The organism is Kerstersia gyiorum (assembly GCF_048595715.1).
Classification (GTDB): Bacteria; Pseudomonadota; Gammaproteobacteria; order Burkholderiales; family Burkholderiaceae_B; genus Kerstersia; species Kerstersia gyiorum.
In genome coordinates this window covers 3159543-3183311 of the sequence record NZ_CP169556.1, presented here as the reverse complement: position 1 = coordinate 3183311, position 23769 = coordinate 3159543, and the positions used below count along the sequence as shown (strand labels likewise).

Annotated in this window: 30 protein-coding genes and 1 tRNA gene; 16 read left to right on the top strand and 15 right to left on the bottom strand. The window is 57.6% G+C overall.

Going from position 1 to position 23769, the window contains the following annotated elements; all coding sequences use genetic code 11:
* The first annotated feature begins 120 nt into the window (after positions 1-120).
* The 3 genes from ACEW7X_RS13970 to ACEW7X_RS13960 all read left to right on the top strand — a co-directional run bounded on the left by ACEW7X_RS13970 (position 121) and on the right by ACEW7X_RS13960 (position 1715).
* A tRNA-Lys gene (locus ACEW7X_RS13970) sits at positions 121-196 on the top strand.
* A 128-nt stretch (positions 197-324) separates the two neighbouring features.
* The gene (locus tag ACEW7X_RS13965) at positions 325-1410 is read left to right on the top strand and encodes an integrase (protein ID WP_420177337.1); all 1086 of its coding nucleotides are present in this window, start codon (positions 325-327) and stop codon (positions 1408-1410) included.
* A gap of 23 nt (positions 1411-1433) precedes the next feature.
* Entirely contained in the window at positions 1434-1715 is a 282-nt protein-coding gene (locus ACEW7X_RS13960) for a HigA family addiction module antitoxin (protein ID WP_420177336.1), read from the top strand.
* Positions 1716-1726: 11 nt separating this feature from the next.
* On the opposite strand, the gene ACEW7X_RS13955 is transcribed toward ACEW7X_RS13960, so the two are convergent.
* Complete coding sequence (locus ACEW7X_RS13955; RefSeq protein WP_420177335.1) at positions 1727-1945, bottom strand: helix-turn-helix transcriptional regulator; 219 nt, start codon at positions 1943-1945, stop codon at positions 1727-1729.
* A 102-nt stretch (positions 1946-2047) separates the two neighbouring features.
* Between ACEW7X_RS13955 and ACEW7X_RS13950 the strand changes: the two genes are divergently transcribed.
* Positions 2048-2227, top strand: coding sequence for a hypothetical protein (locus tag ACEW7X_RS13950; RefSeq protein ID WP_420177334.1), 180 nt, complete (start codon positions 2048-2050; stop codon positions 2225-2227).
* Positions 2228-2287: 60 nt separating this feature from the next.
* Here the strand turns inward: ACEW7X_RS13950 and ACEW7X_RS13945 are convergent, their stop codons facing one another.
* The 3 genes from ACEW7X_RS13945 to ACEW7X_RS13935 all read right to left on the bottom strand — a co-directional run bounded on the left by ACEW7X_RS13945 (position 2288) and on the right by ACEW7X_RS13935 (position 4094).
* Positions 2288-2668, bottom strand: coding sequence for a plasmid mobilization protein (locus tag ACEW7X_RS13945; RefSeq protein WP_420177333.1), 381 nt, complete (start codon positions 2666-2668; stop codon positions 2288-2290).
* A 344-nt stretch (positions 2669-3012) separates the two neighbouring features.
* Complete coding sequence (locus tag ACEW7X_RS13940) at positions 3013-3855, bottom strand: helix-turn-helix domain-containing protein (RefSeq protein WP_420177332.1); 843 nt, start codon at positions 3853-3855, stop codon at positions 3013-3015.
* Positions 3855-4094, bottom strand: a complete 240-nt coding sequence (locus ACEW7X_RS13935) for a DNA-binding protein (protein WP_415359154.1) — start codon at positions 4092-4094, stop codon at positions 3855-3857. Before ACEW7X_RS13935 ends, ACEW7X_RS13940 begins: the two co-directional genes overlap by 1 nt.
* A 57-nt stretch (positions 4095-4151) precedes the next feature.
* On the opposite strand from ACEW7X_RS13935, the gene ACEW7X_RS13930 reads away from it, so the two are divergent.
* The 10 genes from ACEW7X_RS13930 (at position 4152) to ACEW7X_RS13885 (ending at position 11180) form a co-directional block, all read left to right on the top strand.
* A complete protein-coding gene (locus ACEW7X_RS13930) occupies positions 4152-5084 on the top strand; it encodes a helix-turn-helix domain-containing protein (protein WP_420177331.1) in 933 nt (310 codons plus the stop codon).
* 217 nt (positions 5085-5301) lie between these two features.
* Entirely contained in the window at positions 5302-5715 is a 414-nt protein-coding gene (locus tag ACEW7X_RS13925) for a hypothetical protein (RefSeq protein ID WP_420177329.1), read from the top strand.
* A 692-nt stretch (positions 5716-6407) separates the two neighbouring features.
* A complete protein-coding gene (locus ACEW7X_RS13920) occupies positions 6408-6623 on the top strand; it encodes a transposase (RefSeq protein ID WP_420177328.1) in 216 nt (71 codons plus the stop codon).
* Between the two features lie 183 nt (positions 6624-6806).
* Positions 6807-7112, top strand: a complete 306-nt coding sequence (gene tnpB / locus ACEW7X_RS13915; RefSeq protein WP_420177327.1) for an IS66 family insertion sequence element accessory protein TnpB — start codon at positions 6807-6809, stop codon at positions 7110-7112.
* 725 nt (positions 7113-7837) lie between these two features.
* Entirely contained in the window at positions 7838-8098 is a 261-nt protein-coding gene (locus ACEW7X_RS13910) for a DUF4279 domain-containing protein (RefSeq protein ID WP_420177326.1), read from the top strand.
* Positions 8099-8146: 48 nt separating this feature from the next.
* Complete coding sequence (locus ACEW7X_RS13905; protein ID WP_257740035.1) at positions 8147-8281, top strand: hypothetical protein; 135 nt, start codon at positions 8147-8149, stop codon at positions 8279-8281.
* 115 nt (positions 8282-8396) lie between these two features.
* Positions 8397-9395 (top strand): MerR family transcriptional regulator, encoded by a 999-nt coding sequence (locus ACEW7X_RS13900; RefSeq protein ID WP_071535909.1) that lies wholly within the window; start codon positions 8397-8399, stop codon positions 9393-9395.
* Positions 9396-9457: 62 nt separating this feature from the next.
* Positions 9458-10318, top strand: a complete 861-nt coding sequence (locus ACEW7X_RS13895; RefSeq protein ID WP_068366966.1) for a class I SAM-dependent methyltransferase — start codon at positions 9458-9460, stop codon at positions 10316-10318.
* A gap of 133 nt (positions 10319-10451) precedes the next feature.
* Positions 10452-10970 carry a GNAT family N-acetyltransferase gene (locus ACEW7X_RS13890; protein ID WP_035271806.1) on the top strand — a complete coding sequence of 173 codons (519 nt, stop codon included), beginning with the start codon at positions 10452-10454 and terminating at the stop codon, positions 10968-10970.
* A gap of 81 nt (positions 10971-11051) precedes the next feature.
* Positions 11052-11180, top strand: coding sequence for a hypothetical protein (locus tag ACEW7X_RS13885; RefSeq protein WP_257740034.1), 129 nt, complete (start codon positions 11052-11054; stop codon positions 11178-11180).
* Positions 11181-11677: 497 nt separating this feature from the next.
* Here the strand turns inward: ACEW7X_RS13885 and ACEW7X_RS13880 are convergent, their stop codons facing one another.
* From ACEW7X_RS13880 to ACEW7X_RS13865, 4 genes are all read right to left on the bottom strand, one after another.
* Complete coding sequence (locus ACEW7X_RS13880) at positions 11678-11974, bottom strand: addiction module antidote protein (protein WP_068366953.1); 297 nt, start codon at positions 11972-11974, stop codon at positions 11678-11680.
* Positions 11971-12126, bottom strand: coding sequence for a type II toxin-antitoxin system RelE/ParE family toxin (locus ACEW7X_RS13875; RefSeq protein ID WP_341461455.1), 156 nt, complete (start codon positions 12124-12126; stop codon positions 11971-11973). The genes ACEW7X_RS13880 and ACEW7X_RS13875 overlap by 4 nt, the downstream gene beginning before the upstream one ends.
* A gap of 3 nt (positions 12127-12129) precedes the next feature.
* Positions 12130-12276 (bottom strand): hypothetical protein, encoded by a 147-nt coding sequence (locus tag ACEW7X_RS13870; RefSeq protein ID WP_420177325.1) that lies wholly within the window; start codon positions 12274-12276, stop codon positions 12130-12132.
* Between the two features lie 414 nt (positions 12277-12690).
* Complete coding sequence (locus tag ACEW7X_RS13865; protein ID WP_068366948.1) at positions 12691-13281, bottom strand: helix-turn-helix domain-containing protein; 591 nt, start codon at positions 13279-13281, stop codon at positions 12691-12693.
* Positions 13282-13419: 138 nt separating this feature from the next.
* On the opposite strand from ACEW7X_RS13865, the gene ACEW7X_RS13860 reads away from it, so the two are divergent.
* Positions 13420-13626 (top strand): hypothetical protein, encoded by a 207-nt coding sequence (locus ACEW7X_RS13860; protein WP_420177324.1) that lies wholly within the window; start codon positions 13420-13422, stop codon positions 13624-13626.
* Positions 13627-13664: 38 nt separating this feature from the next.
* The gene (locus ACEW7X_RS13855) at positions 13665-14960 is read left to right on the top strand and encodes an MFS transporter (RefSeq protein ID WP_068366945.1); all 1296 of its coding nucleotides are present in this window, start codon (positions 13665-13667) and stop codon (positions 14958-14960) included.
* Positions 14961-15085: 125 nt separating this feature from the next.
* On the opposite strand, the gene ACEW7X_RS13850 is transcribed toward ACEW7X_RS13855, so the two are convergent.
* The 7 genes from ACEW7X_RS13850 to ACEW7X_RS13820 form a co-directional block, all read right to left on the bottom strand.
* Entirely contained in the window at positions 15086-15463 is a 378-nt protein-coding gene (locus tag ACEW7X_RS13850) for a glyoxalase superfamily protein (RefSeq protein ID WP_068366943.1), read from the bottom strand.
* 117 nt (positions 15464-15580) lie between these two features.
* Positions 15581-16564 carry an ABC transporter permease gene (locus ACEW7X_RS13845; protein WP_068367753.1) on the bottom strand — a complete coding sequence of 328 codons (984 nt, stop codon included), beginning with the start codon at positions 16562-16564 and terminating at the stop codon, positions 15581-15583.
* Positions 16565-16603: 39 nt separating this feature from the next.
* The gene (locus ACEW7X_RS13840) at positions 16604-17554 is read right to left on the bottom strand and encodes an ABC transporter permease (protein WP_083969354.1); all 951 of its coding nucleotides are present in this window, start codon (positions 17552-17554) and stop codon (positions 16604-16606) included.
* Positions 17547-19292 (bottom strand): dipeptide ABC transporter ATP-binding protein, encoded by a 1746-nt coding sequence (locus ACEW7X_RS13835; protein WP_202969503.1) that lies wholly within the window; start codon positions 19290-19292, stop codon positions 17547-17549. Before ACEW7X_RS13835 ends, ACEW7X_RS13840 begins: the two co-directional genes overlap by 8 nt.
* Positions 19273-21021: an ABC transporter substrate-binding protein gene (locus tag ACEW7X_RS13830; RefSeq protein WP_068366937.1), complete on the bottom strand. Its 1749-nt coding sequence runs from the start codon at positions 21019-21021 to the stop codon at positions 19273-19275. The genes ACEW7X_RS13835 and ACEW7X_RS13830 overlap by 20 nt, the downstream gene beginning before the upstream one ends.
* 255 nt (positions 21022-21276) lie before the next feature.
* Entirely contained in the window at positions 21277-22506 is a 1230-nt protein-coding gene (locus ACEW7X_RS13825) for a GNAT family N-acetyltransferase (protein ID WP_068366935.1), read from the bottom strand.
* A gap of 3 nt (positions 22507-22509) precedes the next feature.
* Positions 22510-23760, bottom strand: a complete 1251-nt coding sequence (locus tag ACEW7X_RS13820) for an acyl-CoA dehydrogenase family protein (protein WP_068366932.1) — start codon at positions 23758-23760, stop codon at positions 22510-22512.
* Positions 23761-23769: the final 9 nt, after the last annotated feature.

Below are 23769 nucleotides of genomic sequence, written 5' to 3'. Positions count from 1 at the left end.
GCGTTAGTCTGAACCTCCCTTTTTTGCATTTTTGCCGCTGATTTTTGACACAAGGCGATGTTTGCGTCATAATTTACAGCTTCACCAGTTTTTGAACGCTGGTGAAGCCCGGCAGTAAAAGGGTCTTTAGCTCAGTCGGTAGAGCAGCGGACTTTTAATCCGTTGGTCGAGGGTTCGAGTCCCTCAGGACCCACCAGAATTTATGTTTTAGATCAAAGGCTTGCTGATTCGTCAGCAGGCCTTTTTTCTTTGCCTCGGTACAAAAGTTGCGCTGCGGTACAGTTTCGGTACAGTGACCCTACGCAGACACTGTACTGAAGCACCATGGCCACCCTTGTAAAAACACCCTCTGGCACATGGAAAGCCGTCATCCGTCGCACCGGCTTTCCCACCACCATCAAGACATTCCGCCTGAAGCGCGATGCGGAAGATTGGGCACGGCGCACCGAAGATGAAATGGTGCGCGGCCTGTTCATCCAGCGTGCGCCTGCCGAGCGGCAAACCTTCGCCACCGCCATGCGGCGCTACCTGGACGAAGTGACGCCCACCAAGCGGCCCATGACGCAGAATGCCGAGCGCAAGCGCTCGACGGCTTTGGTCAATTTCTTTGGCAAGTATTCGCTGGCAGCGATTACGCCCGACATGGTGGCGACTTTCCGCGACCGGCGTTTGTCGGGCGAAGACCGCTGTGTGGAGGGTGTGCCGCAGCCTCGCGCCTCTAACACAGTGCGTTTGGAGCTGGCACTGATGGGGCATTTATATAACGTCGCCATCAAGGAATGGGGCTTGGGGCTGGCCTACAACCCGGTAGCCAATGTGCGCCGTCCATCGCCGGGAGCCGGGCGTAACCGGCGGTTGTCGCCTGCGGAAGAAACTGCACTCTTGGAAGCTGTGGACGCGCATTCGAACCCCATGCTGCGCTGGATCGTGCGTATCGCCATTGAAACCGGCATGCGCTCGTCTGAAATCACGTCATTGAAGCGTTCGCAGGTCGATCTGTCGCGCCGGGTCGGGCGGTTGTTGGAAACCAAGAACACCCAGCCGCGCACTGTGCCGCTGACTGCACAGGCGGCGCAGGTGTTCCGTGAGGCCCTGACGCATCCCGTGCGTCCGCTGGACACCGACCTGATTTTCTACGGTGAACCGGGCAAGGACGGCAAACGCAGGCCATACAACTTCAACAAGGTCTGGCTTGGCATCAAGGCGCGTTTGGGTATTGAGGGGCTGCGCTTTCACGACCTGCGGCATGAAGCGGTCAGCCGTTTGGTGGAAGCGGGATTGAGCGATCAGGAAGTGGCGGCGATCAGTGGCCACAAATCCATGCAGATGCTCAAGCGTTACACCCACTTGCGGGCCGAGGATTTGGTGGACAAACTGGACGCGATCAAGCCGCGCAAGGTGCGGGCGTGATGGGGATGGGGCGGCATGTCGTCATGTCGCCCTGGTTGAATGAAAGGAATAGGGCTGTGCAGATTCCGTGCCATCCAGGGGAAATCTTGCGTGAAGACGTGATAGCCGCGCTGGGTTTGTCAGTGGCCGATGCCGCCTGCCGCTTTGGTGTCGAGGTTTCCGCGTTGCAGGCCGTACTGGACGGCAGGGTGGCGGTGGATGCTGACTTGGCGCGGCGGTTGGAAAAAGCGGGGTTCAGTACCGCCAGAGCGTGGCTGGCGATGCAGGCCAATCATGATCGGCGGCGCAAGCAGCAGTGTGCGTAGAGCGCAGGCGCTCAGAGTTTGGCGATGACTTCCTCAGGCTTGGCGTTGCAGGCCCGGCACCAATCCAGAAACTCCACCAGATCAATGTACTGTTCGCCGCGTTCCACCTTGGAAACGTAGCTTTGCCCACGGCCCAATTTTTGGGCAAGCTCCACCTGCGTGAGATTCGCGTGTTTGCGAGTCTCACGGAGCAGGTTGCGGATTGCCTCGTAGGCGGGACCATAAAGCATCTTTCGATGCTATAGTCCGCTTTTGAATATTCGAATTTAGACTATTTATGCTGTCCGGTTGCGGTGATGCCATGTCACCTGGGCCGGATCAAGGTAGGGAAAATGAACACCAAGCTCATCGTCATTCTTGTGGCCGCCGTGGTGGCGGTAACTGTTGTCGTGATCAACATAGGCGGCGGCGAAACCGACAGCAAGCCGTCCGCAGAAGGCCGTGCGCTGCCCGCAACCAAAGGCTTTACTCACACGACTCCGCATAACAGCGCCCAGAACAAAGGATTCTGAGTGAATGCCTGGAATCTCTCTGGTACAGGTTCCAGGCATCCCGTCGAATTGACTGGCGCGTCAGCGGTCGCGTACTGCCTTGGCCATTAAAACTCGCATCTGTTCGGCGAGGGCCTGCATTTCACGCAACAGCGCTTCGGGGTTGATCTCCGGGGCACTATCTTTGCCATCTGCGGCAAGCCACTCCTTCAACTGGCTGCCTGCCTGATTCACCTCTGCGCCGACCCTGACCAGTTCAGCGATGACATCGCTGTCTAGGATGGAGGGAATGGGTGTGTTCAAACCTAAAGCGCGCAACATACCAGAATAGGATTTGTCAGATCGGGCAGCACGCTGTGCAATGACTGCCTTTTCCTCTGGCGCAAGGTACACGTCCACGCAATTGCCTCTTGGGCGTCCGCCGCGTTTCTTTTTTGGTGCGTCTGTTTTTGGTTTATTCATCACGTTCTCCTGTGGTTAAGTTGAAAGAGCGGTAGCTCTCGTTCGCCTCGCAGAGCAAGGCCTGTTGAGCGGCCAGCGAATCAGGAAGGTGTTGGATCGGGTGCAGGCCTCGCCTGTACCGGTGCAACACATATCTTGCCGTCACTTTTCACGCGAACATGTGCGATTCTTTGGCTGGGCTGGCTGAAATCGCGCATGTTCGCGTTCCCTCGCATTCCGTCGCGATGAATCGCATTGCCTCGCGTTCTTTCGCACATCGTCGCGTTTTGATCGCATACGCAAGGTGTTTTTCAGGGCCTGCTTGGTTTGACGCCTGTCGTGCAGCGGTACTGATGCCTTGGTCGTCATGCAGGAGGGCGATCCGAAGGCGGGCCGGTGGAGTCCCGGACAGCAGATTGCGATGCGTTGCCACTCAACATCTGCTTTATCTGCGCAAGGTGTGCTGTGGCAATGCTGCTGTCAGTCGATTTTGGGGCTGCTGCAGCGTTCTTTCTGCTGTCGTCATGGGCAGGTAACTGTTTGCCGAGATAAGGCCTGAAATCGCCCTTTTGGTGCTTTTTGATCAGCCCGCGCAGGAATTGCATCGGCGTGGTCTTGATGGTGCCAGGCTTGCGCATCGCTCCCGCGACTTCGTCCAGCAGCAACTGCGCGTCGCCTTGCGCAATGCCATGCAGCAAAACGGCTGCCTCTGCGGCTTCACCTGCGTTGAACGGCTCCGGCATCATCAACCGTCTGTTATCCACAGCTTGTTCCGGTACTACATCTTCAATAGATAGTTCAGTTGGTAGTTCATGGGGTGACACAGCTATGTCACCCCCCCGGTGACATAGCTGTGTCACCCCGCCCCTGACAATTTGACGGGGGGAGGGTGACAAATTGACAGGGGGGTATGGATCGTTTTCAGAGGGCTTGTTTTCAGACGGCTCAACCAATAACTGATAACTGTTAGAAGTTTGGCCAGCGTTTTTATCGCGCCAGCGTGCCTCGATCTTCAGCCATCCATTGGCCTCAAATCGCTTCAAAGTGCGCTGCACCGTGCGTTCCGACACGCAGCATTGCTCGGCCAGTAAGCGAATGCTGGGAAAGCAAGCTCCCTTGTTATCCATCATCTTCACCAGTACCAGCAGGATCAGTTTTTCGACGGGCTTGATGCGCAATGACAAAGCCCAGTCAAACCTGGTGAACATCAGGCACCTGCCTGGCTGAGATAACTGGCGATGTCGGCCGTGCGGAAATACACCCTGCGCCCGATCTTCACGCGGGCCTGTCGGATTTGCAGCGCATAGGGCTGCGACGTGCGCAGCGCCACCCGCAAACCGTCCGGGCTGCGGTGCAGCAGCTCTGCCAGTTGCGGCAGGCTCAGCAACGGGCCGTACATTTGGTTCAGGTTGGTTTCCAGCGCCTGGGTGCTGTGTGGGGTATTCACATTCGACTCCTTCCAAAAGAATTCAGTAGGTACTAAAGTTATTCGAAACTTCAGACCTTGAAAGGATTGAAATATGACAGCGGGGTTGACAGGACTGGGCTGAGCAAAGATATGGCACCAAAAGGGAAAAATCAGATCGTGGTGTGGGACGGCTGCCCGGAGCTGGTGAGGGCGGCGGTGGTGGCGTTTGAGCAGGCCTGCACGCCGTCATACACCATGGCGTCGCGGCGGTATTCGATCTGGAGCAAGGTGCGCGAGTATCTGGATACGCCGGTGGCGCAGGCTTTGGATGCCTTGGGACAGCCGGAGCTGCTTGATAGGCCGTTTTCGCGTTGGTTGGAGATGGGATTGGAGCGCGGGGAGCGTAAGCGCCTGTGGCCGCTGAGCATGCAGCATAGGGACATGGTGCACAGCGCATTACCGAAGCAGCAGCCGCATGATCCGCATTTGACGGCATTGTTGGAGACGCTATACGAGGTCGGGGTATTTGTGTCGTTGCGCCGGGCGCGTAAGTCAGTGGGCGTCAAACCTGAAAAAGCCGCTGAGGTCGTCAATCATTGCCGCAAGATATCGCCGGATTATCCGTTTTGTGAGCTGTGCTGGCGAAAGACGATGCGCGCGGTGGTGGAAGCGTTAGAGAATGGCAAACGTAAAGGCAATGCGTGGAAGTTCAGTGGACGGTTCTGCGCCAAGCACAATCCTTCAGACCCCACGTCACGCTACCGCGTGGACCATCGGTATCGACAACGGTTTCAGGATGAAGTGAAACGGCAGCTGGCGTTGGTAACTCGTAAGGAACAGCCTTGGGAACAGGTGCAGGATGAAGCGGCGGTGCGGATCCAAGCGTTTGTTTTGGTGCGGGTGCCAAGGAGGACGCGGGCGGATGAGATAAGGGAGATGGCGCAGCTGGGGGCTTCTAGGCGGGAGATTTCGGAGCGGTTTGGTGTTAGTCGGCAGGCGGTTTATAAGGTTTTGGTGAAAAATATTTAGAATATTGATGGCTAGCAAACGGCTAGGCGCGGCCTCTCATTAGTTTTAATTTGAAAAAATTATGAAATCCTCTGTACTAGTATTTCTCGTCTGGCGCAGCGTATAAAAGTGAATGTGCTGTCTTGCATGCAACGTACTCAATAACGCATGAATAACAGTGATACAAAAATATTAGGCGCGCTTCTTTGAATGCTAAAAAGAGAGTGGACTCAAATGCTTGTCGAAAAATTTTAATATCGAAATAAAAAAACAGGACTTGTTTTTAGAAATGACTGAAATTAACTATAAAATGGCTGCTCTGATGGTATTCTTGGTGGTTTTGGCTGGCTGCTCATATACAGGGGAACCAACGTCAATTGAGCAGGGCTCTCAAGTTGGAGGCACAGGAAATGTGCAGTTTTCGCATGAACTACTTGGAGAAAAGAAACATTTGCTTACAATAACAGCAGCCCCAGGCTTGCTGGAGACCGAAGGATCAATTGCTCAAAGAATTCATATTTTTGCGCACAAATTTGCTGCAAAAACCTGCCCATCCTCATTTGATTTCATCAATGATCCCAATTTCTCGCAGTCGATCGCAGGTGGTTTTATGAAACGAACTCGAACGTATACTTTCATTTGCAAAGACTAGTTGGATAGGGATGCTGCGTTAGTTTGATTCTCGAGTCGGTAGAATAAGGAGGTGTTAGGAGAATATGGAATTTACAAAAAAAAACCGAAAAAAAGTCGAAGCATTGCTTGCTATTTGCAAGAAAATGCAAGGTCAGTATATTCCGGCACACCATGGCCCTGGCAGTTGGGCAACTACATACTCAACTCAGTTCATTGACGCAGCGTGCAGTCTCTATTTGGTTTTGAAAAGATCTGGTTCACATTCCCCGCTCTACGATTTGGCGAGATTTTTCCGAGAGTCTGGCATTCAATCATGCCGTGGAGCTAATTTCAGTTCGGATCGAATTGAGTATTTATATAATTCGCATCTTCACTACAGGTTAGAAAGTCTAAAAAAGACTATCAAACCAGTGCATCAAAGAACAAATTGCCCTTACTGTGATAAGCAAGTTGTAGACTTGGTTCAGCATATAAGTCAAGCGCACTCAGATAGTTGGAGCAACTTTGCATTGAAAAATAATGTTGATTTAAAAGGTAAGACTCGATGCAGGGGTTGTGGTTGCTTCTTAAAAAAAATGGAGGGGCACGAGGAAAAATGTCTCAAAACTTTGGCAAAAACCAGCTAGCAAGGTAAGCGTTCGCCGAACCCACCCTTGATCGCAGGGCAAGGGCACAAGAGGATACTTGTCCATTAAAAATAGGTGGAGAAGTATGCACTTTGATGAGCAGGTGTTGGCTGGGCCGAGGCGTCGACGCAGCTACACGAAACAATACAAGGCAGAGCTGGCCGCGCAATGCCTGCAGCCGCATGTGTCGATCGCGCTGGCCAATGGCCTGAATGCCAATCTGCTGCGCCGCTGGGTCGAAGAGTACAAGCGGTCCCGAGCTGACGAGATGTCCCAAGGATCGTTGCGAACGGCGGCATGACCCGACAGGTCAACGGCCTTCATTGAACTGCAACCCGCATTGCATGGCGTTGAAGACCGACATCGCGCAGTGCAGGCGGCGGCAGATCACCATCGAACTACCGTCGAGCCAAGGCCCGATCTGACTGCACTGGCACGCCGAACACGCCGACCGTCTGGCCGTGTGCCTGAAGGTAGTGTTGACATGATCCGCATCGACCATATCTGTCTGGGCGTGGATCCGGTGGACATGCGCAGTGGCATGGATAGATTGCTGATGCAGGTAGTGTCGGTGTTCGGTCGTGCCCAGCTGCATCACGCGTACCTGTTCGCCAACCGTCGAGGCACACGTCTGAAGGTGCTGATCCACGATGGCTTCGGCGTCTGGATGGCGGTACGCCGCTTGCACCAGGGCCAGTTCGCGTGGCCGACGCTGGGCAGTCACGTGAACCTGTCTGTGGAACAGGCACGCGCTCTGGTGGTCGGTCTGCCGCTACCTCGGTCACAATAGATGTCCGTCATGGTCGTGAGCAGAAGTGTGTCTGGTATTTCTCCTCGGTACACTTACGGTACACCCATCCGTTTTCGCCACTTCCCAAAAACTCCGCTAACCTACTGTCACCAAACTACTTTCCCCTCCCATCACCTCCGCATCCCTACACCCCATTCCCCTAGGCACTACCTTTCCATCGCAAACTTTTAATCCGTTGGTCGAGGGTTCGAGTCCCTCAGGACCCACCAATATTTTCAAGCACTTAGGCCAATCCTTCGGGGTTGGCCTTTTGCTTTTCTGGGTCTGTGTAAGCGTTTTGTAAACAGATTTTGATGTTGGGGCCGTAAGCCACGGCTTTAATCCTGAGTTAGCAGATCGGCAGCTTAACTGGGATGCTGACCTTGGTATGCATTCAAGATGTAGGGGAGGCGTCCCTCACACCTCAGAAGAGGTCGTTGCCTACGATTCGGAAGTTTTGCGGATGTAGTAGGTGGGGTGTCTTGCTCTTCACATGAATATCTTCTTGTGCCGCACGTACTGCCTTCTATCGTGAGCGATTATGGCGGTATGCTCGTCGGCGTTGCCAAGTTCGAATCGAACCTTTCATAAGACAAATTCATGCTTTCGCTGTGGTTCGAAAATGGTCGTTTATCAGCGTCTGCTTTCGGCCATGACCCGACATTCGCTCCACGGGCACAATGGAGCCAACAGCGGTCCTTCGTCAATCTGAATAGGCTTCACTAATGGTTCATCTCGAACGGTCTGTGGCAACGTTGCGCATCATGGGTGACGAACTAGTGCCTGAGGAAATTTCGAGGCTACTCAGTGCAATGCCGACGTCAGCTCATGTGAAAGGGCCGCAGATTCCTTCGAGCCCATCGGGCCGCATTGGCACGAAGAAATCTGGCATGTGGCGTCTAAGGGCGAAGGAGACCGAGCCAGAAGACTTGGATGGTCAGGTCTCGGAGTTGCTTGGTCAAGTCACGTCGGACCTAGCGGTTTAGGGTGACATCGTGACTCGGTTTCGTGTTGACCTGTTCTGCGGATGGTTCATGGACAATAATAGCAAGGGCGTGGAGCTTTCACCCGAGAACACGCTTGCACCAGCGCAGCGCGGCATCAAGTTGTCGTTTGACACCTACGGGCCGGAAGCTTCGGATGGCCTTGAGCGTGTGTCGCAGACTTAGGTTAACCCGCCATGCCGGCAATTGAAAGAACGCTAAGCCCGCTTTAGGGCGGTTACCCCCTACAGGCTCGACCTTTACCAGACAATCGTGGTAAATCTGACAAACCGTGTAAACCGTGGACGCCATTCATCTCACCATAGGAGCAGTCGCCAAGCGTGCGGGTATCACTGTACGTACTCTGCATCATTACGACCATATCGGATTGGTATGCCCCAGTGCTCGAAGCGAGTCGGGGTATCGCCTCTACAGTGCCAACGACATCGAGCGATTGCATGCCGTTCAGTCCCTCAAACAACTAGGACTCAGCCTCGAAGCGATTGCGGCAACATTGACTGGAGGTGAAGTCACACCTCAAGTGTTACTGCGTCGCCAGGTAGAAGATGCTACGCGCAAGCTGGTGGAAATCCAGGAGCTCAAAGAAAAGCTGCTGTTTCTGGAGCACGCTGTCTCTCGCCAAAACGCATCGGCCGGTGATTTGCTCGACGGCATTCGCCTCCTTGAGACTCATCAGTTGTACCTTCCCTCAGAGGACGTACGGCGGCTGCTTGCGCGCTGGCGTCGCGCCAAGGCCCGATGGCAGCCAGTTGCCGGAAAATTGCTTGCATGCCGAAGCGGCGCTGTTCCGGTCGATGCAGCGCAAACGCAGTTGCTCGCACAACGGTGGATGAACATCGCAATGTCTGTTTTCGGAGGACGGCTGGGCGCCATCCTTGATTGGGCGCGAATGCATCGGGAAGCGCCTGAGACGGCGCGGCACGCTGGACTTGAGCCAGAGCTCATGCAATACCTTGAACAAGCCATCGAGTTGCGCCTGGAAGCATTGCGCCGTCATCTCTCGCCAGACGAACTTAACAGACTGGATGGCTCTACAGGGCCTGAGTGGGAGACATTTGCGGCTCAAGGAGAGAGGCTGCTCGCCAATAGAGTCTCTCCAAAGACAAAGGCTGCGCGCGAGTTGGTGGCGCGATATCGCGAACTCTCGCTTAGAACCGTAGCGCAGGATATGTCGCTTGCGGTCAAGCTGAAGCAGGCCTATACCTCGGAGCCCATATTGGCGCTCGGTCACTTTGTTGGTCCACAGCTGAGGGCATACCTCGAAGCTGCTGCCTCTTGACCCTGACGTTACGTCAGGCCTGAAAGTACTCCTTTCGTTGAACTAACAACAGGAGTATTCCAATGAAATTCACTGGCTGTCCAAGCCCCTCGGCCATGCGTGTCGCCACTTCACGAGCAGCGCACCAGATTCTCGAAGACGACCTGGTATTCAAGGACCCCTTCGCCATAGCGTCTTTGGGAAGTGCCAATGCTGCATCACTGATGCGCGAACCAATGGTGCAAAACGATGTCCCGTCACGCTCCATGCGGGCGGGCATCGTAGCCCGCTCACGATTCGCGGAAGACCATTTGCTGAAAGCCATTGCCAACGGGACTGTGCAATACGGCGTAGTCGGGGCAGGTCTGGATACATGGGCACTGCGCAGTGCGTCCACGCTTCCTGCCGTCACCACGTTTGAACTGGACCAGCCTTCAATGCAGAAATGGAAGACAGACCTTTATACAGACAACGGATGGGCTCAGCCCGCAAGCCTGCGCTATGTAGCCACCGATTTGCGGGAGATGACCAGTGTTGATGGTCTTCTCGCAGGTGGAGCAGACCTTGCCAAGCCTGTCAGCCTGTCTGTGCTGGGGGTGCTCGTCTACCTTTGCAACGATGTGGTTGAGCGCGAGATTGCTGCGTTACAGCAACTTGCTCCAGGCTCCACCGTTACGCTGGACTACCGCCTGGATGAGGCCCAACTGCATCCTGTGGAGCGAGTCATGATGCAGTTCACGGCCAGCATGATGGCTGCGGGAGGCGAGCCGTGGCAATCATCTTGCACGCCGGAGCGCATGCGTGAACTGCTGTCATTTGCGGGCTTTGAAGTCGATGAAGACTTGGGGCCGGCAGAACTCAACGCCCGCTATTTCGCGGGCCGCAGAGATGGCTTGCAGATTGCAGGCGGCGGCTTCCGTTATCTGAGTGCGGTCAAGCGATAGACTGACCAAGATCATCTGTACAGTTTGCGTGCAGATGCTACCCCACAATCGTTGTGGAGGACTGCACCTCACTAAAGTGCCTGGTTCACTGGCGCGGGTGCAGCCTTCCAATTGACCGGTCATTTCCGCCCACATGTTCATTCGTGTTGCCACCCTTGAGGACGCGGCATATTTGCCGCGAATCGAAAAGTCCGCCAGCGAGCTCTATCGAGCTATCCCCCATTTGGATTGGCTGGCAGCTGGCCAGGTCATCGCGCGGGCTGAACATGAGCGGCTCATTCTCAAGAGAAGCGTTTGGGTCGCTGAGACATCGCAGGACAACCTGGTCGGATTTTTGAATGCCGAAGTTTTGAATCATGAGCTTCACATTTGGGAGCTTTCTGTTCATGGCGATTGGCAACGACAAGGTGTTGGCACGGGACTGCTTCGCAGCGCTTACCAATATGCGGTGGAGACCGGCTTGGCTGCGCTGACGCTGACGACTTTTAAAGATGTTCCGTGGTGTGCGCCGGCGTATGCAAAATTCGGGTTCAAACCCGTGATGAACCCCGTCCTGCATCTTCGAGATGCGCTGAATGCCGAGGCTGCTCACGGCCTCCCAGTCGAGCGGCGAGTGGCAATGCGTTTGCCCATAACGAGGCCAGAACAATAACTTGGACGTAGGCAGTCTTCATGCCGGAGGCGGCTTAGTTCACCATGAATGCCCACAGTGGTACAGACTTAAAGCATTAACGTGACAGCGGCTGTGGAGGTTCCTGCAACTCCCACACCGGTGCCGCTGTTTGGCGAACTGTGGGAGCGGCTGCTGTTGTCGGTGATGGTGCTGGGCTTTGCAGCGCTCGGCCTGTACATGCGCCGCTAGTGATGGCGTGACGATTGCAATGCAGCGGAAGCTGCGCCTATAGCTGGCGGTAATTGATGGCCGCTGGCTTTTTAGAGCACTAGGGAGTCATGTCCTTGGTGCTTTTTTGTGGGCGCCGGGTACGGGCTGAATGACCGCTTTGGTGCAAGACGAACTTCCGGTTTGGGTCGTTAGCAGACAGTGCGGTTGATATGTGCCTTCGGTACACTCCCGGTACACCCATCCGTTTTCACCGCTTCCCCAAAACTCCGCTAACCTACTGTCACCAAACTACTTTCCCCTCCCATCACCTCCGCACCCCTGCACCCCATTCCCCCAAGCACTGCCTTTCCATCACAAACTTTTAATCCGTTGGTCGAGGGTTCGAGTCCCTCAGGACCCACCAGAATATGAAGGGCCTACGCACGCTGTGCGTAGGCCCTTTTTGTTTTTGCTTTGAGCGTATGGTGAGCGGCGGCGTCTCGTGTGTGTTTTAAGATGATTGGCCGCCGATGGCGTCAATGGGATGGAATCGGCTCCACGGTTAGTCTCACGCCAGCGGCACGTGCCAGCTTGAGCACTGTGTCGTATCGTGGCTTTGCACCAGGCGCCAGTGCTTTGTACAGGCTTTCACGGCCTAGTCCTGCATCTTGAGCCATTTTTGTCATGCCGCGTGCCTTGGCCACATCTGCGAGTGCAGCCAGAAAGAGCGCCGGTTCATTCTCTTCCAGGGCGGCAGACAGATAGGCTGCAATCGCTTCTTCGTTGTCGAGGTATTCCGCAGCATCGAACGGGACGGTTTTGATGGCGGTCATGATTGTTCCTCTTGAATTTTTTTCCACATCCTGATGGCAGTCGCGATGTCTTTCTGTTGGGTGGACTTGTCGCCACCATGAAGCAGGAGATAAACCACGCGCCCTTCTCGGGCGTAGTAGACACGGTAGCCTGGGCCGAAATCAATCCGCATTTCTTAGACGCCGTCGCCAATAGGTTTGATGTCACCAAAGTTTCCCAAGCTGGCATTCCTGATGCGAGCGAGGATCTTGGCTTTGCCCATCACATCTTTGAGGCTTGAAAGCCACCGGCCAAACTCTTCGGTGAGGTTGATCGTGTTCATGGCTAAGATAGTATCCGAACGGATACGCTTTATCAAGGTATGGGCTTGCAGTGATGCCGCCTGGTCGTGTGAGAGCGAATCTTTGGTAGCACGCTGTCTTCATCCATATCAGGTTCGACGGGCTTGATACGCAATGACCAAGCTCATTCAAACCTGGCGAACATCAGGCAGCAGCTTGACTGAGATAGCTGGCAATGTCGGCAGTGCGGAAATACACCCCTGCGCCCGATCTTCACGCGGGCCTGCCGGATTTGCAGCGCATAGGGTTGCGACGTACGAAGTGCCACCCGCAAGCCGTCCGGGCTGTGATGCAGCAGCTCTGCCAACTGCGGCAGGCCCACCAGAATACGAAGGGGCCTACGCAAACCATGCATAGGCCCTTCTTGTTTTCCATCCACTCGTTGACCGCACTTTTCAGTGCATCGAATCCGGATGCGAACTCACCCATAAAATCCGTGCATCCTCTTGACCTCCGGATATGCAGGCGTGGCCCATGTTGCTGTCGAAATAGCAGGCGTCGCCCGGTTGCAGGGTCAGCGGGGCGTAGCAATCGGTGTGGATGACGATTGTGCCGGAGAGTACGTAGAGAAATTCCTCGCCATCGTGGCGCAGCAATTCGGAGAAGGCTTTCGAGTCGTGCACTTTGATGGTGGTGACCAGGGGTAGGAATTGTTTGTCCGCCAGGTCGCTGTGCAGGATTTCGTAGCCATATTGTGGTGTGTCGTGCGTGACGCCTTCGCCGCGCCGGGTGACGCTGCGGCGCCATAAGGCCGTGGGTTTGCGGTCGTCCGGCTGAAACAGTGCACCGACGTTGATGTCCAGTCCCCGCGCCAGGGCGGCGATTTTTTCATAGGTCGGCGAGAGTTGGCCGTTCTCGATCTTCGACAGGGCCGATGCGGAGATGCCAGAGCGTTCACTGAGCTGTTGCAAGGTCAACCCGGCTTGCTTGCGCAGTTGGCGCAGTTTGTCCGCCAGTACGTTGACCACCTCTTCGGTAGCAACCATGTTTGTCTCCTGTATATCAGGACTTTCTTTTCCTGTGGAAAACCCTAAAGGCGATTTTTTTAGTATCGGAATAATATTTCTTATACGAAATATTTTTTAAGAAAGTACAGGTTTTATCTGTACGACGATGGTAGTCATATGCAAATCCTTGATCAAGCGCTGACTGAGCGCTGTTTACCTTTCGATCGGCTGCTTGCAGCCATCAAGGCCAAGTTCATCGAAGGGTGTTATGCCCCGCTCAGGAACATTTACTGGCAGGACGACCAGACAAGGCAGGCCACAAGTCTGCTGCTTATGCCAGGCGCCAAAAGCCGGCAACAACTAGTCTCTGCACCGCCGGGCTGATACGCCCCACGCGCTTTACATCACAAGGAATTTTCGTCATGACGGTCCAACAAACCGCCGCCACGCCCGGCAAACGCGCATCGGCCAAACGGGTTCTGCTTGCCAGCCTGACCGGCAGCTCCATCGAGTGGTTCGATTACTTTTTGTACGGCACCACCGCTGCCCTGGTTTTCAATAAGCTGTTTTTCCCGAATTTCGACCCGGTCGTCGGCCTTATGCTGTCGTACCTGTCGTTTGCGCTGACGTTTTTCATTCGTCCCTTGGGCGGCCTGATTTTTGCGCATATCGGCGATCGCATCGGGCGCAAGAAAACGCTGGTTATTACACTCTCACTGATGGGTGGCGCGACGGTCGGGATTGGCCTGTTGCCTGGCTATGACTATATAGGCGTGTGGGCGCCTATCCTGCTGGTGTTGTTGCGCCTGATCCAGGGGCTGGGTATTGGTGGCGAATGGGGGGGCGCCTTGTTGCTTGCCTACGAATATGCCGCACCCAACCGTCGCGGTCTGTTTGGCAGCGTGCCGCAAATGGGGGTGACCATCGGCATGTTGCTGGCCACGCTGGCCATGACCCTGATGAGCCTGTTGCCTGATGACCAGTTCATGAGCTGGGGCTGGCGTGTGCCGTTCCTGGCCAGTGCAGGCCTGGTGTTCCTGGGCCTGTGGGTGCGCAATGGCATAGATGAAACGCCGGATTTCCAGAAAGCCAAGGAAGAAGGTCAGGTGGCCAAGATGCCGCTGGTCGAAACCCTGCGCGACCACTGGCGCGAGGTGCTGATCGCCATCGGCGCCAAGGTGGTGGAGACCGCACCGTTCTACCTGTTCTCGACCTTCGTCGTGAGTTATGCCACCGGTGGCCTCAAGTACGATCGTTTCGACGTGCTCAATGCGGTCACCATCGCTACCCTGATTACCACGTTCTGCATACCGCTGATGGGCCTGCTGTCCGATTATGTGGGCCGCGTGAAGGTGTTCATGGTTGGCGCGCTGGCGATGGCCTTGTTCGCAGTGCCTTACTTCATGCTGCTGGATATGCGTTCGAATACGGCCCTGATTATTGCGACGGTCGTGGCTCTCGGCTTGATCTGGGCGCCCATTACGGCGGTGCTCGGTACCATGTTCTCCGAAATTTTTGCCACCCGCGTGCGCTATACCGGCATTACGCTGGGCTACCAGATCGGCGCAGCCGTTGCCGGTGGTACGGCACCGCTGATCGCTACCTGGCTGCTGGATATATACGATGGCTCGTGGGTGCCCGTCGCGGTTTACATTATTGTGGCGGCATTGATTTCGATGGCGGCGGTTTCCACCGTCAGGCTTCGCCGGGTGGAGTGATCGGACTGCCAGGTGTGTTCGACAGGCCTGCGCGTTATGACGCCGGCCTGTCGCCATCAGAAAAGGGCCTGCAGGCATTCATGCCTGCAGGCCCTTTTGCATATTGCCAGGATGAAGGGGAAGACTTACCGCTTTTCCCCGACATCAATCCGGTTGCCATCCGGATCAGCAAACACGAATGCGCGCTGGCCGTAGTCCTTGTCGCTCAGGGATTTGATGATGCGCACCCTTGCGCTTACGCACAGTTGGTAGAGCGCGTCGATATCATCGACGAACATGTGCAGCGCATTCATGCGGGTGGCAAGGTGCTCACGATTCTGGCTGAGATGGATTTCGGCGGCATCTTTTTTCAGCACCACGAAACCGACAGGATCGCCGTTTTCGAAGGTTTTCTGAAACCCGAGAACGCCCGAGTAAAAGGCCAGCGCTGCCTGGATATTACGGACGGGCAGGCATGGCGCGGTACGGCCGAAAGTGATGGACTGAATGATGGATGGGTTCATCGCAAGTTCCCAACAAATAACGGCAGGGGCGGCGATGCGCTTGCCAGGTCAGGAGCGGTGTCCTATCAGATTGGAAAAGTAGCATACCTCTGGCCCGAGAAAAAGGGCATGAACGAGTCAGGCCCGTTCCCGGCTCCTGACCAGCAGGTCACCCAGGCTGGTCATCAAGATGATGCCCGCGCCCGCAATGACGGTGGTGCCGATGACCACGGGGAAATCGCCGTCCAGGGCCGAGGAGATGGCCAGGCGGCCCAGGCCGTCTATGCCGAAGATGGTTTCGGTGACGATGGCGCCGCCCAGCAGTGTGCCGATTTCCAGGGCACCCAGCGTGATGATGGGGTTGAGGGCGGCGCTCAGTGCGTGGCGGAAATGCACGCTGTTTTCACCCACGCCTTTGGCACGTGCGGTGCGGATATAGTCGTGGCCGAGTACGTCCAGAACGGCTCCTCGGATAACTCGCTGGAAGACGCCCACCTGCACCAGAACCAGTGTGGCCCAAGGTAGGGCCAGGTGCCGCGCCCATTGCCATGGATTGTCGGTGAGCGCGACGTAGCCCGAGGAAGGAAACAGGGGCCAACCGGCTTCGGTCAGCAGATAGAAAAATACGTACGACAGCAGGATGCCCGAAAGCAGGACGGGGATAGACATGAAGATGCAGGCCAGCACGCCAGTCAGCTGATCTTGCCAGCGCCCCTGATGGCGCGCCGCCCAGACTCCCCATAGGGTGGAGAGGATGAACCAGATCAGTGCAGCGCCCAGCACCAGGGAAAGGGTGGCGGGTAGTTTTTCCAGGATAAGGTCGGTGACGGGGGCCTGTTTGCGGAAGGAATAGCCCAGTGCCGGGGGCCAGTTCATGAGGCCCATGGGGGCGCCTTGAATATCCGGCCCGCGGTAGAAGTAATGCCAGAGCTGTTGCCACCAGGGTTCGTTCAGCCGCAGCGCATTGGCGATGCTGTCTATGGATTCCTGCGTGGCGTTGTGCGGGGCCAGCATGGCGGCCGGGTTGCGGTAGGCCAGCCGGGTAAGGAAAAAGCTGGCGGCCAGCAACGCCAGCAGGGTGAACAGGGCCTGGAGCAGGGAGCGCAAGAGACGGGCAAGCATGGTGGAGGCATTCACTGGGATGATGGCGCAGGATCAGAATTAGGATCGCGCGGAGTTCGGGTCCAGCCAGGTACGCGTGCCGGCTGCAATGAGATTGGCACCGGCGACGGCCAGAAAAAGCATCAGCCCGGGGCCCAGCAATAGCCATGGCTGAATCTGATAGAGGCCGGAACGCTGGGCGTCGGCAATCATGTTGCCCAGGCTGGGCATGGGGGCTGCAATGCCGACGCCCAGGAAGGATAAGGTGGCTTCGGCGACGATGTTGACCGGAAGTTGCACGGCCCAGAAAACGGCAAGTTTTGGGGCCAGGATGGGCAGGATATCGCGCAACAGGATGGTGGCAGTGTCCGCGCCGGAAACTTGTGCCGCTTCTACCAGCGGGCCATGGCGCAGGGTCTGTACGATGCTGCGGACCAGCCTGGCGAAGTAGATCCACGAGAAGAGCGCAATCACCAGGATGACCAGCACTTCCGGCGCCAAGACAGGCCTGCCTGCCGCGTCGCGGTTAAGTGTGATCAGCGCCAGCGCCATCAGCACAAACGGGAAGGCGAGGACAACATCCATGATCCTGTCTAGCAGCTTGCCGCGCCAGTCACGGAACCAGCCTGCCAGCAAGCCCAGTAGCGTGCCGATGACGAGAGCCAGTGTGGTGGCTGGTATGCCGACCAGTAACGATACCCTGGCACCGTAAAGGATGCGTACCAGGACATCCCGTCCCAGGCCGTCCGTTCCCAGCAGGAATTCTTTGCCGGGCCCGACAGGCAGGCCCATTTCATCGAGGCCGGTTGCACGGAATTGCTCGGTAGGGCCATGGCCTGTCAGCGCGGCGATAAGGGGGGCGGCGAGGGCACCTGCAATGACCACGCCGAAAAGCAGCAGGCCGCTTGTCAGGGCAATGTTGCCGGTGCGCCAGGCGCGCCGTGGACGGAGAAATGATCGGCCTGTCGAATGTTGTTGCTGCCGATCAGGCAAAGAGAGTGATTCAGGCATAGCACAGAGCGGGTGCGGCAGATGGACTGACAATCGGTATCAGGGCAGCCGTTGGCAGCGGCGCACTGGCCGCAGGCGGGGGGCGCAAACGTTGGCCCGGGATGGCGGCCAGAAGCTGGCGGGTGTAGGCGTGGGCAGGCTGGGCGAAAATGGAGGCGACGGCGCCGTGTTCCACCAGCACGCCATGCTGTAGTACGCCGACCCGGTCGCAGAAACGGGCCACAACGCCCAGGTCATGTGTGATGAATAGCAGGGACAGGCCGGTTTCACGGCGTAGCTGCAGCAGGAGCTGGAGGATTTCCGCCTGCGTTGTGATGTCCAGTGCGGAAACGGGTTCGTCGGCGATGATCAGGCGGGGTTGCAGCGCCAGTGCACGGGCAATGGCAACGCGCTGGCGCTGCCCGCCGGATAGCTGGACAGGCAGGCGTTGCGCCAGCGCAGGGTCCAGACGTACTGCCTGCAGGAGCCGTTCGATTTCCCGGGCGGGTTGGGCGACGCCACGGCGCCGCAGGATTTCTGCAAGCATTGCGCCAATGCGACGATGTGGATTCAGGCTGGCATAAGGATCCTGGAATACCACCTGGATGGCATGGCGTGTTGCAGGGGGATAGGGAACCTGCAAGGCGGTTCTCTGCAGGGTCATGGTGCCATGATCCGGCCGATCCAGCCCAGCAATCAATCTTCCCAATGTTGTTTTGCCTGAGCCGCTTTCGCCCACCAGTCCGAAGATTTCTCCTTCGGCTATCTCCAGGTTGATATCTGACAGCACCGGGCGCTCGCCAAAACTGCGTGTCAGCCCCTGGACGTGCAGCAGTGGTGCTGCAGCGGGCCGGCTCAGGGTATCGCAGGCCGATGTGCCGGGCAGGGCGCCATGAGCGAGCCCGGCCGCATGCAGCAGGCGGCGTGAATACGGATGCCGGGGCTGGGCCAGCAATTGTTCCGTACTGCCGCTTTCAACGATTTTCCCTTCCTGCATGACGGCAATGCGGTCGGCGATGTCAGAGACGACCGCCAGGTCATGGCTGACGAAAATCACCGCCAGGCCGTGTCGTCGCTGCAAGTCTTTGAGCAGGGCCAGGATTTGCGCCTGTACGGTGACATCCAGTGCGGTGGTGGGTTCGTCAGCAATCAGCAGGGCCGGTTCCAGCGCCAGTGCCATGGCGATCATCACACGCTGGCGCATGCCGCCAGAGAATTGTCGGGGCAGGTCGTCCAGGCGGTGTGCAGCGTCGCGTATGCCGACTTCGGTCAGCAGTTCGGTCACACGCTGGCGCAAGGCGCGCCGTCCTGGGTATGGCCTGGGCGTGTGCACCAGAATGGCTTCGGCCAGCTGTTCATAGACCGTTTGGTAGGGATGCAGGTTGCTTTGAGGGTCCTGGAAAACGTAGCCAATGCGTGCGCCGCGCAGGCGGCGCAGTTCCCGGTCTGACAGGCGCAACAGGTCCTGGCCTTCGAACAGCACTGCGCCTGATACCTGTGCCTGTCGTGAAGCCAGGCCTGTCGCCGCCAGCAAGGAAATGCTTTTGCCAGAGCCGGATTCTCCCACCAGGGCCAGGGTTTCGCCGCGCCGCACATGCAGCGAGACACCACTCACCACGGGCTGGGATGCGTTGCCAAACCCGACGTGCAATTGCCGGATCTCGAACAATGTGTCGTGCGGGAAGCTGGCCTCGCTGGCGCCGGTATGGCTGTATTCATCCATCGGTGTTGTTTCCGGTTCAGGGTTGTAGGGCGACATTGGTAATGTCCGCCTGTACCGAGAGTGAGGACCAGTGCCAGTTGGTCACGCGCTTGGAGCTAAGGGAAATCTTGCGTTTCTCGATCAGTGGAATCCAGGGCAGGTCGGTCGAGACCAGCTGGTCGGCCTGGGTCCATATCGGGCCGGGGTTGTCTGATACATAGGCCTGGGCGGCCAGTTTGTTCAATTCAAGGTTGGAGTAGCAGATCGCATGCACATTGCCGGTGCCGCAAGGCGCAGCGTCAGAATTCAGCCAACCGCCCAGCAGCATGCGGGTGCTGGGGCCTTGCCAGTCCGGGGCGAATTGGCTGCCCAATGAAATGTCCCAGCGGCTCTTGGGGTCCTGGATATGGGCATACCATTGCGTGGGTGGAATGGCGATCAGGTTGATGTTGATCCCCGCGCGTGCGGCATCTTCCTTGACGGTCAGGGCGATGGCTTCGAACTGGGCGGTGCTGCGGTAGATGGCATCCAGCGTCAGGCCGTCCGGGTAGCCTGCCTCGGCCAGCAATTGGCGCGCCTTGGCGGGGTCGCCTTGATGCTCGGGCGTGGGGTAGGGGTCGAAGGGTTCGTGGCCCAGGATGGTGGAGGTGATGATTTGCGTCAGGGGAACAGCGGCGATCGGCCCGCCCTGGGTTTGCACAATGTGCGCGCGGTTGACGGCATATGTCAGTGCCTGGCGCACTCGCAGGTCGCGCAGTGCCGTGGCGCCAGGAGTCTGGGCTTGCGGTCTGGCGTTGAAGGTGATGAAGTTTGCGGAGCCTGAGTTGGTGGCGTGCAACTGCGGGCTTTTCTCGCGTACGTAGCGGGCGATGGTCGCGCGTGGCGGCACTTCCAGGTACAGCGTCAGGTCAGCTTCACCGGTCGCGATCTTCTGGACGATGGTTTCTTCGTTGTTGGTGGTGAAATCCACCACAATGCTGTCTACCCACGCATGGCGTGCCGGGTCCAGTTTGCCGTCGTAATGGGGGGAGCGTTGCAACACCAGTTCTTTGCCCTGCGTGTAGCGATCGACATAGTAGGGGCCGCTGGACGGGAAGTTCTTGCGGAATTCGATAGAGTCAGGAAAGTATTTCGAGGCAATTTCGCGCGGCAGGGGCGTGACGAAATTCATCGAGAGGATATTCAGAAAATCGTAGTTCTTGGTGTCGGAACGCAGTTGCAGCGTGTAATCGTCCAGCGCCTTGACGCCGGGAATGTCGTGGGCATCCAGGAAGGCTTGCGATGCGCCGAGATCGCCGGTTGGTACCTTGGCGTATGCCTGGCAATATTCGCTGAATCCGGAAAATGCCAGGTTGAAGTAATTGACCGCGGCAACCTGTTTGTTGGGGTCGCAGAAGCGCTTGATGGCATAGACGAAGTCTTCGGCCTTGATTTCCCGGTCGGTTGGCCCGGAGTAGCGGACACCCTGGCGCAACTTGAAGGTATAGGTCTTTCCATCGTCTGAAACCTGCCAGGATTCCGCCAGGTCCGGGACCAGGGTTGTGTCGTCTTTCAGGCTGACGGGTGAGCCGGCGTAGGTGACCAATTGCCGGGTGGTGGCGCGCAGAATGGTCCATGAGTCAATGCTGTATCCGGTCAGCGGGTCGAAAGCATCGAGGTCGGCGTTGAGCGACGCTATGCGCAAGGTACCACCGCGTTGCGGGTTATCAGCCATGGCCTGCTGCGGCGCGAAGGCGGCAGCCAGGGCGAGACTGGCCAGCGCAGCCCTGAACATCGGATACGGCATGGAGGGATCCTCTTGAAAACTTTGCTGTTTTGGATGAAGCATTATGAGTCGGTCGTTAGCTGTGGCCTTCGACTTTGTCGGCATTTGCTAATGGCCAGGCTTCATTCGGCGCGTCTCGCATCAACGGGTCAAGCGTTGCAGGAAGCGGCAATGCGAGCGAGGCGAACCGGGATGCCTCGCGCATGACAGTGCGCCAGCCACAGGCCAGGAAGGCGGGCTGGCGGTCGGTGTGACCTTGGCGGGATGGCTGCGTTTCTAGAACATCAGCCCGGCATGGGGGGAACGTGGCGTGTGAAAGAGTCGTGCAAGCTGGTCCAGGGTGTCCGGTGCGGTTGTATGCAGTCGTTGTGCCGCTGCCAGTTCATGGGCGCCATGCGCGCCGAATGCCAGCGATGCCAGGTCTGCAACAGCGATCCGTGCCTGCGGCGCAGCAACGACGCGAGCCACGCCTTGCGGTGAGATGCGCCAAGGCCCGTTGTTCTCCGGGAACAGTTCATCCTCAATGGCCAGGACGATGGCGTTGGCGTCACCATAGGTTCTTGCCGTCAGCAGTGTGGCGACATCCAGTGGCCGTATCCAGCTTTCGTCACGGCGCAGGGAAGTCTCCAATACGCGTTGGTCGCGCAGCAACAGGGGCAAAGGGTCATCCACGGGGCGGGAGTTGAAGATCACTCGCTGCACGATGTCCAAGGAAAAAAGATAGCCGATCAAGGCGCGCCAGGCTTCGTCATCAGCGGCATAAAGATCGTCGACGATGATGCTGCGGCTGGCGGACATCAACCAGTTGTCATTGGGGGCGACATGGAAGCGAAGAAAGCCGCGTTCGTCGTCCTCTGCGCCAAAAACGGCTGCGTGAAAGGGGGTGCTACCGTGCCGTGCACGGAAAGCCTGCATGGCCCACCACGCGTCCCAGCGCACCAGGCCTGCGGCTCGTGTGGGGGGGTGTGCTGCGGCAATGCGGCGCAGCAAAGGAAAGGCTGTGCTCGGATCGACCGGGCGCACTCCTGTGCGCGGCAAGGCGATGGCGGGGTGTGCCTGAGCCAGGTCGAGTTCCTGGCGTACGGACCACGAAGCCACGCCATAGCCGTAGCGGCCATACAGGCCGGCATTGGAGGCGCGCAGTCCTGCCACGGCATAGCCTGTGTCACGGGCCTGTCGCAATTGCTGTGTGAGTAGCTGGCGTGCAATGCCACGCCGGGTCGCCGTGGCGGTGACGCCGACGTGGGTGACGCTCAGGTGGCGTATCTGTGCGCCGCCCGGTACGGTAATGGCAGAGTCATAGCCATTGGTGACGCCCAGCAGCGTTGCGCCATCGAATGCGCCCAGCATTCTGCCATGCGCGAGATACGCGGTTTCCATGTCGGGTTCGATACTGCCCAGATCAGGCAGGGCCAACATGGCCTGGCGGAAGCAGGCAAAGCCGTTGCGACGTTCTGCCTCGCTATCCAGCGGACGGACCGTCACAGGGGGAAAAAAAGCATCCATGGTTCACTGCGCCTTGGGCGGTTCCGTGTAGACCCTGGGCTTGGGCCAGCTTCTGCCCAGGCGTGCCTGCCCGATTTCACGTGCACGATAGGAGACCGGGTCGTGCACCGAATGCGTTCGCGCATTGCGCCAGAAATGATCCAGCCCATGCCGGTTTGCCGTCGAGCGGCCGCCGGTCACTTCATAAATGCGGGAAGTCACTTCAAGCACAACGTCGTTGGCCACGACTTTGGCCTGGTCCACCAGGATTGCCAGCTGTCCCCATGCCTCCGCGCTCAGCGCGGCGCCAGCGAAAAGGGCTTGCTGATAGCTGACGGTGGCTTTGTCCGCCAGCGCTACGCCTGCCTCGATGGCCGCGGAAAAACGGCCGAGAATGGCAAGGTTGTACGGGTCTTCCAGGGCGCTCGATACACCTGATTCAGGCCAGGGGCGGCCATGATGTCGCACATAGGATTCAGCGGCTTTCAGTGCACCTTCGGCGATGCCCAGATAGAAGTGCGCGAAAATGATCTGGCTGAACAGGGGGCGCAAGCCATCACGCTGGTTGGCATCAGCCGGCCAATGATCCAGTCCGGATAGCCTTTCGTGCTCGAACAACTCGACCCGCTCGAAGGTGACTGATCCGGAGGCGGTGAGGCGCTGGCCCAGATTGTCCCAGTCGTCGCCGAAGGTGATGCCTGGGCGATTGGTCGGAATCTGGTAATGCACACGCTTGCCCTGGTCCCACAGGCTGACGGTAATGATCTGGGAAATGGCTGTGCCCGTGGCAAATGTGCGTTTGCCTGAAATGAAGCGGCGGTCGCCATCGCGCTCGATTTCGGCCCATTGATCTCGCGGGTTCGAAACGCCGCCCTGGAACCAGCCGTCTTGCGCGACGTGGCGTACGGTGTCTTCCCATTGTTCAGGCGTGCCGAGTATCCAGGTCCAGACGCCATTTGAATAATGGTAGGCGAGCAACTGGCCGATGGAGCCGTCGGCTTCCGAGATGATGCGGACGATTTCCATGGCTTGCAGCAGGCTGGCGCCTGCGCCGCCCAGTGCACGCGGGACGGCCAGACCCAGCAGTCCTTCACCACGCAACAGTTCAATTTCTGCGTGGGGGTCCTGGTTGGCCTTGTCCCTGGTGATGATGGTGCGCGCCAGTTCATCGGCCACAGTACGGGCACGTTGTTGCCAGCGTGAGAAGTCCGCTGCCGGGATTCCCTGGTACAGCGTGGCGGCGGTGGATTCTGCCAAGGCAGTCTCGAATGACATGAAGGTTTC